At 56.0% G+C, this 12015-nt stretch carries 11 protein-coding genes and 1 other annotated feature; of the genes, 3 read left to right on the plus strand and 8 right to left on the minus strand.

What is annotated here, in order from left to right; translation table 11 throughout:
* Positions 1-215 precede the first annotated feature (215 nt).
* The gene (gene satP, locus PYW49_RS16030; protein WP_023334461.1) at positions 216-782 is read left to right on the plus strand and encodes an acetate uptake transporter; all 567 of its coding nucleotides are present in this window, start codon (positions 216-218) and stop codon (positions 780-782) included.
* Here the strand turns inward: satP and PYW49_RS16035 are convergent.
* The 3 genes from PYW49_RS16035 to tal all read right to left on the minus strand — a co-directional run bounded on the left by PYW49_RS16035 (position 759) and on the right by tal (position 3855).
* Positions 759-2081 (minus strand): MFS transporter, encoded by a 1323-nt coding sequence (locus PYW49_RS16035; RefSeq protein WP_320386944.1) that lies wholly within the window; start codon positions 2079-2081, stop codon positions 759-761. The genes satP and PYW49_RS16035 overlap by 24 nt on opposite strands.
* Before the next feature lie 122 nt (positions 2082-2203).
* The gene (gene mog, locus PYW49_RS16040; RefSeq protein ID WP_320386945.1) at positions 2204-2791 is read right to left on the minus strand and encodes a molybdopterin adenylyltransferase; all 588 of its coding nucleotides are present in this window, start codon (positions 2789-2791) and stop codon (positions 2204-2206) included.
* Positions 2792-2901: 110 nt separating this feature from the next.
* On the minus strand, positions 2902-3855 hold the full coding sequence (tal, locus tag PYW49_RS16045) for a transaldolase (RefSeq protein WP_023334458.1): 954 nt from the start codon (positions 3853-3855) through the stop codon (positions 2902-2904).
* A 262-nt stretch (positions 3856-4117) separates the two neighbouring features.
* Here tal and PYW49_RS16050 point away from each other — a divergent pair, with 262 nt between their 5' ends.
* Positions 4118-5548, plus strand: coding sequence for an alanine/glycine:cation symporter family protein (locus PYW49_RS16050; RefSeq protein WP_134349610.1), 1431 nt, complete (start codon positions 4118-4120; stop codon positions 5546-5548).
* 66 nt (positions 5549-5614) lie between these two features.
* Positions 5615-6388 carry a peroxide stress protein YaaA gene (yaaA, locus tag PYW49_RS16055; RefSeq protein WP_134349609.1) on the plus strand — a complete coding sequence of 258 codons (774 nt, stop codon included), beginning with the start codon at positions 5615-5617 and terminating at the stop codon, positions 6386-6388.
* Positions 6389-6419: 31 nt separating this feature from the next.
* Here yaaA and PYW49_RS16060 read toward each other — a convergent pair whose 3' ends face one another.
* The 5 genes from PYW49_RS16060 to thrL all read right to left on the minus strand — a co-directional run bounded on the left by PYW49_RS16060 (position 6420) and on the right by thrL (position 11847).
* Complete coding sequence (locus tag PYW49_RS16060; RefSeq protein ID WP_320386946.1) at positions 6420-6722, minus strand: DUF2502 domain-containing protein; 303 nt, start codon at positions 6720-6722, stop codon at positions 6420-6422.
* A 292-nt stretch (positions 6723-7014) separates the two neighbouring features.
* On the minus strand, positions 7015-8301 hold the full coding sequence (gene thrC / locus PYW49_RS16065) for a threonine synthase (RefSeq protein ID WP_320386947.1): 1287 nt from the start codon (positions 8299-8301) through the stop codon (positions 7015-7017).
* Between the two features lie 3 nt (positions 8302-8304).
* Positions 8305-9234, minus strand: coding sequence for a homoserine kinase (gene thrB, locus PYW49_RS16070; protein ID WP_134349606.1), 930 nt, complete (start codon positions 9232-9234; stop codon positions 8305-8307).
* A 1-nt stretch (position 9235) separates the two neighbouring features.
* Positions 9236-11698, minus strand: coding sequence for a bifunctional aspartate kinase/homoserine dehydrogenase I (gene thrA, locus PYW49_RS16075; RefSeq protein ID WP_320386948.1), 2463 nt, complete (start codon positions 11696-11698; stop codon positions 9236-9238).
* Between the two features lie 24 nt (positions 11699-11722).
* Positions 11723-11840 (minus strand) — a sequence feature (Thr leader region).
* Positions 11779-11847, minus strand: coding sequence for a thr operon leader peptide (gene thrL, locus PYW49_RS16080; protein WP_015572623.1), 69 nt, complete (start codon positions 11845-11847; stop codon positions 11779-11781). (Overlaps the previous feature by 62 nt.)
* Positions 11848-12015 lie beyond the last annotated feature (168 nt).

Consider the following 12015-nt stretch of genomic DNA (forward strand, 5'->3'; position numbering starts at 1 on the left):
GATTTGATTTTTTTCAGGTCCACACACTGCGGTTGCTTACAAGATGGGGTCGCAACGTCATCCATCAAGGGGGAAGGATAAAAAAATTTTTAATTTCACCCTGATGAGATCATAGACGCCATCGATTGCGCCCATTATGATGCCGCGCCCCGTCAGGGAGAACTGACGCGGGTTTAACCATTTCACCATATTAATGATGATTTTTTTGAGGACTTATGGGCAACACTAAGTTGGCTAATCCGGCTCCGCTGGGCCTGATGGGTTTTGGCATGACCACTATCCTGCTGAACCTGCACAATATCGGGATGTTCCCGATGGATGGCATCATCCTGGCGATGGGCATTTTTTACGGCGGTATCGCGCAAATCTTCGCGGGCCTGCTGGAATATAAGAAAGGCAATACCTTCGGCTTAACCGCCTTCACCTCTTACGGCTCTTTCTGGCTGACCCTGGTCGCTATTCTGCTGCTGCCTAAAATGGGCATGGCAGACGCGGCAAACGCCCACTTCCTGGGCGTGTACCTGGGCCTGTGGGGCGTCTTCACCCTGTTTATGTTCTTCGGTACCCTGAAAGGTAACCGCATGCTGCAGTTCGTCTTCCTGAGCCTGACCGTGCTGTTCGCCCTGCTGGCGATTGGCCACCTGGTGGATAACGAAGGCATCGTTCATGTGGCAGGCTGGATTGGTCTGGTCTGCGGCGCAAGCGCTATCTACCTCGCAATGGGTGAAGTGCTGAACGAGCAGTTTGACCGCACCATTCTACCGATTGGTGAAAAACACTGATCCCTCTGTCGTGTCCGCCTCGCGGGCACGACTTCCTCGCATCTGTCCCAGCCAAATCCCTAATCCCAGCCCCATCAACGATAGCGCCAGCACGTACCAGGCCGGAGCCATGGGAGACACGCCCATTAATACCGTCACCGCAATCGGCGTCAGTCCGCCAAAAATGGCATACGACACGTTGTAGGAAAATGAGATCCCGGTGAAGCGTACCTCTGGCGGGAACGCGCGGACCATCACGTACGGTACCGCCCCGACAACGCCCACGCACAGCCCTACCACGCCGTACAGCAGGAACAGCTGTTCAGGATGGCTGCCTGCCAGATGGTAAAACGCCCAGCTTGATGCGGCCAGTAACAGGCTACCGACGATAAAGGTTACGCTGGCACCGAAACGATCTGCCGCCAGCCCGGCGGCGAGACAGCCAAAGCAGAGCATAATGGTCGCGATACTGTTTGCCTGCAGCGTCACCGCCGGGGCGAATCCGTACTGTTTCTGCAGCCAGACTGGCGACATCAATATCACCACTACAATGCCCGCCGAAAGCAGCCAGGTGAGCAGCATCGACACCACTACCGCTTTTTTATGGCGCACCACGACGGCTTTCACCGGTAGCTCCTGCGCCAGCGCTTTGCGCTGCTGCATCTCAAGGAAAATCGGTGTCTCCTGCAGCCAGCGACGCAGATACATCGCTACCAGACCAAACGCCCCGCCCAGCAGGAACGGAATACGCCAGCCCCAGTCATGCACGGCCTGCTGCGTCATGCTGGTGTTTACAATCGTCGCGACCACCGACCCCAGCAAGATCCCGACGGTCAGGCCCGCCGTTAAGGTTCCACAGGCGATACCAATGCGGCGCGCCGGAACATGCTCCGCCACAAACACCCACGCGCCCGGCACTTCACCGCCTATCGCCGCGCCCTGAAGCACGCGCATCAGCAACAGCAGCAGCGGAGCAAGAATGCCTAAAGAGACATAGGTAGGCAGCAGACCTATGGCCAGCGTGGGTACGGCCATCAGCAGGATGCTGAGGGTAAACATCTTTTTACGGCCAACCAGATCGCCAAAGTGCGCCATGACAATGCCGCCAAGCGGACGCGCCAGATACCCTGCGGCAAAAATGCCGAAGGTTTGTACCTGACGCAGCCACTCGGGGATATCCGCCGGGAAGAAGAGCTCCCCCACCACGGCGGCGAAGAAGACGAAGATGATGAAATCGTAAAACTCCAGCGCACCGCCTAAGGCCGCGAGCGTGAGGGTTTTATAGTCCTGTCGATTCAGAGGTCGGGTGTTATGTGACATAGCGAACCATTTAGCTTTTGTTGTGGATTTATTTTTACAGTAGTCGTAAAGAAAAAATTACTATACCGTAAAACCCTTACCACGCCATCGCCGCTTCAGCTAATGTCACATAATGATTATTTTCAGGAGATTGTGTCGCGACGCGCGCTTTTAGGACGAAATGCTGCTACCACTTTCTCATCGGTTTCCACATAGGGACCGTCAAGCAACTGTATACAATACGGTACACTGGCGAAAACACCGTGCACGATGACGCTGCCGTTTTCCGCTTTCAGCCCTTCCAGCGTCTCTTTGATTGACTTCGGTTGGCCCGGCAGATTCAGAATCAATGCCTGTTTGCGGATGACGCCCACCTGGCGGGAGAGAATGGCTGTCGGAACAAAGTGTAGACCGATCTGGCGCATCTGTTCACCGAAGCCCGGCATTTCGCGATCGGCGATTGCCAGCGTCGCGTCAGGCGTCACATCGCGGCGGGCAGGCCCCGTTCCCCCGGTGGTCAGCACCAGATGGCAGCTCATCTCATCCACCAGCTCACAGAGCGTCTGCTCAATGATCGGCTGTTCGTCAGGGATCAGGCGGGTCTGAATTTCAAAGGGGGTAGTCAGTGCGTTGCCAAGCCACTCTTCCAGAGCGGGGATGCCTTTATCCTGGTAAACACCGCTGGAGGCGCGGTCAGAAATCGACACTAAGCCGATGCGTAAGGTATTCATATCCATTCCATTCAAAGAGTACTGATTAAAGGGAATGATACACGCAGAGAGGAGATTCAGACAGGGTACGAAAGAAGTCGCGTGACCGGGAGCCCGGTCACGCAGGATGATTACAGCAGGTCGCCGATCATTTTTTCCAGTTTGCCCTGGTCAACAGCAAACTTACGGATACCGTCCGCCAGTTTGTCTACCGCCATTGGGTCCTGGTTGTGCTGCCACAGGAACTCGGATTCCGTGATGCGCTCTGGGCGTGCTTTCACTTCACCGGTGTAGGACAGTTTACGCTCCAGAGTACCTTCGCTTTCAGCCAGCTCTTTCAGCAGCGCAGGGGCGATGGTCAGGCGGTCACAGCCAGCCAGCTCAATGATTTCGCCGACGTTACGGAAGCTTGCGCCCATAACCACAGTCTCATAGCCGTGCTGTTTGTAGTATTCGTAGATTTCAGTCACGGAAACCACGCCTGGATCTTCAGCTGGTGCGTACTCTTTCTTGTCAGTGTTGGCTTTGTACCAGTCCAGAATACGGCCCACGAACGGAGAAATCAGGTATACGCCCGCTTCTGCACATGCACGCGCCTGCGCGAAGGAGAACAGCAGAGTCAGGTTACAGTTGATGCCGTCTTTTTCCAGCTGCTCTGCAGCGCGGATGCCCTGCCAGGTAGAAGCCAGTTTGATCAGGATACGGTCGTTGCTGATGCCCGCATCGTTGTACATTTTGATCAGACGTTTTGCTTTCGCGATGGACGCTTCGGTGTCGTAGGACAGACGTGCATCCACTTCGGTAGAGATACGGCCAGGAACCAGCTTCAGGATTTCCAGACCGATGTTTACTGCCAGTTTATCAGTGGCATCCACAACCTGCTGCGCGCGGTCGTTGCTCTGTGCTTTCGCCCAGGTCACTGCGTCGTCAATCAGTTTGCGATACTCAGGGATCTGTGCGGCGTTAAGGATCAGAGAAGGGTTAGTTGTGGCATCCTGCGGCTGGTACAGCTTCATTGCCGCGATATCTCCGGTGTCAGCTACGACAGTGGTGAACTGACGAAGGGAGGTCAATTTATCCGTCATGATAGTGTTTCTCTTTTAACGTGCCCTGGATAATTCACGCTACCGACAGCATGCCTGCAGCGGAAAAATGACAGGTTTACTTGTTAGGGGGATGTAACCGGTCTGCCCTGATGATAACACGACGGAGGGGTAGCGCAACCGCAGACAGTGCGCTTAGGTAGAGTATGATAAACTCGGAATATTAACAGGCTGCTAAGCAACAGCATGCCCAATCAGTGGTAACGCTTACATATTCACTTTGGCATCAACAAGAGGGACGTTAATGCCTGATTTCTTTTTCTTTATTAACGAAGTCCTGTGGGGTTCGATAATGATTTACCTGCTTCTGGGAGCAGGTATTTGGTTTACGTTACGCAGCGGTTTTATCCAGTTTCGCTATATTCGCAAGTTTGGCAGAAGTCTGAAAAACAGCGTTACGCCCCAGCCGGGCGGATTAACGTCGTTCCAGGCGCTCTGTACCAGCCTTGCAGCACGCCTCGGCAGTGGGAATCTGGCGGGAGTTGCGCTGGCCATCAGTGCCGGTGGGCCCGGCGCCGTTTTCTGGATGTGGGTGACGGCGCTTCTCGGTATGGCCACCTCCTTTGCCGAAAGTTCGCTCGCGCAGCTTTACAAAGAGAAAGATAAGCACGGCCAGTTTCGCGGCGGTCCTGCCTGGTACATGGCGCGTGGCTTAGGGATGCGCTGGATGGGCGTTCTGTTCTCGCTTTTTTTACTGCTCGCCTACGGTCTTATTTTTAATACCGTTCAGGCGAACTCTGTCGCCAATGCCCTGCGCTACGCCTTCGCGTGTCCGGAGTGGATCGCCGGTACCGTTTTAGCCCTCGTGGTTCTGCTCACCATTTCTGCCGGTCTCAAAGGCATCGCCCGTCTCATGCAGTGGCTGGTTCCCCTTATGGCGCTGCTCTGGATTGTCGCGAGCTTGTTCGTCACCGCACTGCACTTCGACCAGGTTCCGGGCGTGATAGTCACCATCGTCAAAAGCGCTTTTGGCTGGCGTGAGGTCGCATCCGGCGCGCTGGGCTACACCTTCAGCCAGGCGTTGATGGCGGGTTTTCAGCGAGGCATGTTTTCCAATGAAGCCGGTATGGGGTCAACCCCCAACGCGGCAGCCGCCGCCTCGTCGTGGCCGCCGCACCCGGCCGCGCAAGGCATTGTGCAGATGATTGGCGTGTTTACCGATACCATTATTATCTGTTCCGCCAGCGCTATGATTTTGCTGCTGGCAGGCCCCGTACCACATTCGTCGGAAACCGCCGGAATACAGCTTCTCCAGCAGGCTCTGATGAGCCTGACCGGCGGATGGGGAGCCGGATTTGTCTCGCTCATCCTGATCTTATTTGCCTTCAGCTCGATTGTGGTGAATTACCTCTACGCCGAAAATAACCTTATTTTCCTGAAGCTCGACTCCCGCGCCGCAATCGGGGCGCTACGCCTGGGAGTCATACTGATGGTCATAGCAGGCTCCCTGCTCAGCATGCCGCTGGTCTGGCAACTGGCCGATATCATTATGGCGCTGATGGCGATCACGAACCTCACGGCGATCCTGCTGCTCTCGCCGGTTGTTACCCTGATTGCCAGAGACTACCTTCGTCAGCGCAAACTGGGTATTCCGCCGGTATTTGATCCCGCACGCTATCCCGACGTTAAGGCGCAGCTGGCCCCCGGCACGTGGGATGATTTGCCGCGGCAATAACAGCTATCGATCAATTCAGAGCGATTTTTTGCTAAAGTCGCTCTAAATTTCCTGCAAGGACTGGATATGCTGATTCTGATTTCACCTGCAAAAACGCTCGACTACCAGAGCCCGCTCGCCACTGAACGCTATACCCAGCCTGAACTGCTGGATTACTCCCAACAGCTGATCCGCGAAGCGCGTAAACTCTCTGCGCCGCAAATCGCCTCGCTGATGAGCATCAGCGACAAACTGGCAGACCTTAACGCAACCCGCTTTCACGAGTGGCATCCGGATTTCACCCCAGCTAACGCTCGCCAGGCCATTCTGGCCTTTAAAGGCGATGTCTATACCGGCCTGCAGGCGGAAGATTTTAGCGAAGCCGACTTCGATTTTGCCCAGCAGCATCTGCGCATGCTGTCGGGTCTGTATGGCGTACTGCGCCCGCTGGACCTGATGCAGCCGTATCGTCTGGAGATGGGGATCCGCCTGGCAAATGCCAAAGGCAAAGATCTGTATCATTTCTGGGGCGATATCATCACCGACAAGCTGAATGCGGCGCTGCACGCTCAGGGCGATAACGTGGTGGTTAACCTCGCGTCCGATGAATACTACAAGTCGGTGAAGCCGAAAAAACTGGATGCGGAAATTATCAAGCCGGTGTTCCTCGACGAGAAGAACGGTAAGTTCAAAGTGATCAGCTTCTACGCCAAGAAAGCACGCGGTCTGATGAGCCGCTACATCATTCAGAACCGCCTGACGAAGCCGGAACAGTTGACCACCTTTAACAGCGAAGGCTATTTCTTTGACGAGGCGTCGTCAGGGAAAGGTGAGCTGGTGTTTAAGCGCCACGAGCAGTAAAACAAACCCCGCCATCTGGCGGGGTTTTGCATTAATGATGTTTCCAGTCCGGGCCTGGACGATGATCGTCATGTCGGTCATCGTGACGGTCGTGGTGATTATCACGATTGCGATGCTCATCATGCGGACGCCAGTGGTCATTGCGCCAGTCATAATGCGCTTTCCACCAGTCATGATCGCGCCAGCGGCCGCCGTCCCAGTAGTGCCCGTTATTATCCCGATCGCCAATCTGCAATTTGACCGCAGGTACGAGGGTAATTTCGGATGCCTGTACCGCCATGGGAGCGACCAGCATCAGTGAAAGCGCGATGAGCGCAGGTTTCATTTTAGACATCGGTGACTCCTTATTCTTCTTGCCCAACGTGGGCCGATGTAAGGAGATTACGTGAGGGGAACCGGGGATGTTATTCTCTGCAATCCTAAACGCTAAGTGACCGCATTTATTGGGAATTTCTGCTTTTTTCCTGCTTACTTTCTCCTTAATTTCTCCATAAAAAAGCCGGGTGGCGGCTTCGCCTTGCCCGGCCCCGGTACAGTGCTGCTGTTGCCGGGTGACGCTGCGCTTACCCGGCCTACGTTCTGAGCCGTTGTAGGTCGGGTAAGGCGTAGCCGCCACCCGACAAACATCACGCGCGGGTCATCATCAGCTTACGCAGCGCGGCAAAATCCGCCGGCAGCTCATGAGACAGCAGCGGCAGGTCAGCACGCTCGGCCAGCTCTTTCGGCAGCGGCAGCGTTTCACCGAGGATCGCTTCCACGCTCTCTTTGAACTTCGCCGGATGCGCGGTGCCCAGGAACAGGCCATATTCACCCGGGTTAAGCTGGTCACGCAGCGCGCGGTACGCAATCGCCGCGTGCGGTTCAGAGGTGTATCCCACCGCTTTTAACTCACGCATGGTGGCTTTGGTGGTTTCATCCGTCACCGTAGCGTAGCCCAGGTCGCCCAGACGCCAGATCTTACGGCGGAACAGCTCTTCCACGCGCGGCCAGTTGTTTGGCTGGGACACATCCATCGCGTTGGAGAGCGTCGCCTGCGTGGCGTTTGGCGCCCATTTCCCGTCTTTCAGGAAGCGCGGCACGGTATCGTTGGCATTGGTGGCAGCGATAAAGCGCTTCACCGGCAGCCCCAGAGATTTTGCCAGCAGACCTGCCGTCAGGTCACCAAAGTTACCGCTAGGCACGGAGACCACCAGCTGATTGCGTGCTTCCTGCGGCAGTTGCGCCACCGCCTCGAAGTAGTAGCAGATTTGCGCCAGCAGGCGGCTGATGTTGATGGAGTTGGCGGAGTTCAGACCCAGCGCTACCTTCAGTTCTTCGTCGTCGAAAGCCTGTTTAACCAGCGCCTGACAGGCATCGAAGTCACCGTCGATCGCCACGGTTTCAATATTGCCGCCGAGCGTACAGAACAGTTTTTCCTGCAGCGGACTAATTTTACCTTTAGGATAGAGGATCACCACGCGCACATTCTTCAGCCCATAAAAGGCATGAGCCACTGCCGCACCGGTATCGCCGGAGGTCGCAGTCAGGATGGTCACCGGTTTGTCGCCGCTGATGTGGGTCAGCATCTGGGCCATAAAGCGGCCACCGAAGTCTTTGAACGCCAGGGTTGGGCCGTGGAACAGCTCCAGACAGCCGACGTCAGGCTCAACCTGCTGAACGGGTGCAGGGAAAGCAAACGCCGCACGCACGCGCTCTTCCAGCAGCTCCTGCGGAATTTCATCGCCGATAAACGCAGACAGAATTTTGGTGCTGCGGGTGACAAAGTCCTGCTTCAGCAGTTCATCAATCTCGGTCAGCTGAAATTCCGGCAGGTCATGCGGGAAGAACAGGCCCTGATTTTTGCCCAGTCCCTGAGTCACCGCCTGCGCGAAGCTGACCTGCTCGTTATGATCTTTAAGGTTATAGAGTTTCATTGATTATCCCAGTACTCGTGCGCCAGCCGTGTCCAGACGGCAAATATGAACAAAGCCTTCCTGATTTTGCAGGTAGTGTTTAGAGAGCCAGTCCGCCACGCGCTGTGCGGTGTCGGGCTTATCGCATAAGGCGAACAGCGTCGGGCCGGAACCGGAAATGCCGCACGCCTGCGCGCCAATATCCATTGATGCCTGTCGCGCCTCGTTAAAGCCGGGCAGCAGCTTCGTGCGATACGGCTCGGCAATGACGTCCTTCATCAGCTTCGCCGCCAGCTGTGGCTGACGGGTGTAGCAGGCGTGGATAAAGCCCGCCAGATGGCGTCCGTGGGCGATACAATCCTGACGACGATACTGCGCGGGCAGGATCGCACGCGCTTCGGCAGTAGACACTTTAATGCCCGGATAGGCCAGCACCCACAGCCACTCATCAAACCCTGGCACCTGCTGGCTGATGATGCCATTTTCTTCGATCATCAGCTGCATGCCGCCGAGGAAGCACGGCGCGACGTTGTCATAATGAATGCTGCCGGAGATACGACCTTCCAGCTCGCCCATTAAGCCGAGCAGGCGGTTGTTGTTCAGGGGCTTGCCGCAATGCTCGTTCATCGCTACCAGGGCAGCCACCACCGAGCAGGCGCTGGAACCCAGCCCGGAGCCAATCGGCATACTTTTTTCCAGCGTCATGGCGACCGGCACGTTTTTGCCGATCTCCTGACAGAAGCGTTCCCAGCACTGATAGACGATATTCTCGCGCGGGTCAGACGGCAGCTTGCTGGCGAAACGACCCACGTTATTCAGGCTGAAGCTCTCTGCCGCTTCAACCGTGACCGTATCGCCCAGTAGCGAACCGTCTACCGGCGTGACCGCCGCACCCAGCACATCAAATCCGACGCTCATATTGGCGCTGGAAGCCGGGGCATAAACTTTGACCATGTTAAACTCCTAACTTCCATGACAGGGTACGCAGCAGATCGGCAAACACACCCGCCGCTGTAACATCGTTCCCTGCGCCATAGCCGCGAAGCACCAGCGGCAATGGCTGATAATAGTGGCTGTAAAACGCGAGGGCGTTTTCGCCGTTTTTGACTTTGTACAGCGGGTCGTTGCCATCGACTTCGGCAATCTTCACCCGGCACACGCCATCTTCTTCAATGTTGCCAACATAGCGCAATACCTTACCTTCATCACGGGCTTTCGCAACACGCGCGGCAAAAGCGTCGTCAAGCTGCGGTAACCTGGCCATAAAGGCGCTGACATCACCGCTGCTGTCAAATTCTGCCGGCAGTACCGGCTCAATCACAATATCGGAAAGCTCAAGCTCACGGCCCGTTTCACGTACGAGGATTAGCAGCTTGCGCGCCACGTCCATACCGGAAAGATCGTCACGCGGGTCCGGCTCGGTGTAGCCCAGCTCACGCGCGGCACGGGTCGCTTCTGACAGGCTCATGCCTTCATCCAGCTTGCCAAAAATAAACGACAGCGAGCCGGAGAGAATGCCGGAGAAACGCTGCAGTTCATCGCCTGCATTCAGCAGGTTCTGCAGGTTCTCAATAACCGGCAGGCCAGCACCCACGTTGGTGTCGTACAGGAACTTGCGGCGCGACTTGCTCGCCGCCAGACGTAACTGGTGATAGTAATCCATCGACGAGGTGTTGGCCTTTTTGTTCGGCGTCACCACGTGGAAACCTTCGCGCAGGAAGTCCGCGTACTGGTCGGCAACCGCCTGGTTCGACGTACAGTCTACGATTACCGGGTTAAGCAGGTGATACTCTTTCACCAGACGGATCAAGCGTCCCAGGTTGAACGGCTCTTTTGCCTCGTTCATCTCGGCCTGCCAGTTTTCCAGGTTCAGCCCGTGAACGTTGGTCAGCAGCGCTTTTGAGTTCGCAATCCCGCAGACGCGCAGATCGATATGTTTCTTCTTCAGCCACGCCTGCTGACGCTTCACCTGTTCCAGCAGCGCACCGCCCACGCCTCCGACGCCAATCAGGAACAGCTCAATGACCTGATCGGTGTTGAACAACATCTGGTGAACCACGCGTACGCCGGTGGTGGCGTCATCGTTGTCCACGACAACAGAAATTGAACGCTCTGACGAGCCCTGGGCAATTGCTACGATATTGATATTGGCGCGCGCCAGCGCGGCAAAGAACTTGGCGGAGATACCGCGCAGCGTGCGCATACCGTCGCCGACCACAGAGATAATCGCCAGACGCTCCTGAATGGAGAGCGGCTCCAGCAACTCTTCTTTCAGCTCCAGATAGAACTCTTCTTCCAGCGCGCGACGGGCGCGCAGACAGTCACCCTGCGGCACGCAGAAGCTGATGCTGTACTCGGAAGAGGACTGGGTGATCAGCACCACAGAAATTCCGTTGCGGGACATGGCCGCAAACACGCGAGCCGCCATGCCGACCATCCCTTTCATTCCCGGACCGGAGACGCTGAACATCGCCATGTTGTTCAGGTTGGAGATGCCTTTCACCGGCAGGCCGTCCTCATCGGTACTGGCGCCAATCAGCGTACCCGGCGCCTGCGGGTTACCGGTATTTTTAATCAGGCAAGGGATTTGGAACTGGGCTATCGGGGAGATGGTACGCGGGTGAAGCACTTTGGCGCCGAAGTAGGAGAGCTCCATCGCTTCCTGGTATGACATCGACTTCAGCAGTCTGGCATCGGGTACCTGGCGCGGGTCGCAGGTATAGACGCCGTCAACGTCAGTCCAGATCTCACAACAGTCCGCGCGTAAACAGGCGGCCAGCACGGCGGCGGAGTAGTCGGAGCCGTTACGGCCCAGCACCACCAGCTCACCTTTCTCGTTACCGGCGGTGAAACCGGCCATCAGGATCATATGGTCAGACGGGATCTTACTTGCGGCGATACGGCGGGTTGATTCGGTAATATCAACGGTGGATTCGAGGTAGTGGCCCACCGCCAGCAGTTTTTCAACCGGATCGATCACGCTCACGTTATGGCCGCGCGCTTCCAGCACGCCGGCCATGATGGCGATAGAGAGTTTTTCGCCTCGGCAGATCAATGCCGCGTTAATGCTGTCCGGGCATTGCCCCAGCAGGCTGATACCGTGCAAAACGTGTTTAATTTGCGCGAATTCTTGCTCTACAAAGGACTTCAACTGTGCAAGCGGGAAGCCAGGCTGTGCCTCCGCCAGCCCCTGCAGTAGCTCAGCGAAGATACGCTCGGCGTCGCTAATGTTCGGGAGTGCATCCTGGCCACCGATGGTTTTTTCAATCATTGCCACCAGATGGTTAGTGATTTTCGCCGGGGCAGAGAGCACGGTTGCAACCTGCCCCTGCCTGGCGTTGCTCTCCAGGATATCGGCAACACGCAGAAAACGTTCTGCATTTGCCACTGATGTACCGCCGAACTTCAACACTCGCATGGTTCTACCTCGTTTCCTTTAGCCGAAAAAAAAGCCCGCACTGTTCAGGTGCGGGCTTTTTTTTGTTTTTCCTGTACGCGTCAGCCCGCATCGTTACCTGTGGTAATGATGATGGTTGTAGTAATGGTGGTGATGCTGATGCGTTTCATGGATGTTGTGTACTCTGTCATTATTATCTGTCTGTGCTGTATTCTTTTAGGGTTAAAGGATCGGGCACCTTAAGTCAATGGATTTTTAATTTGATCACATTTCGGGAGGCTCTCACGTCCCGCTGCTTGCAGATTTATTTTCATCCGATTCCCCCAAATGCAACCCTT

This window comes from Enterobacter chinensis (genome assembly GCF_034008295.1).
GTDB lineage: Bacteria > Pseudomonadota > Gammaproteobacteria > Enterobacterales > Enterobacteriaceae > Enterobacter > Enterobacter chinensis.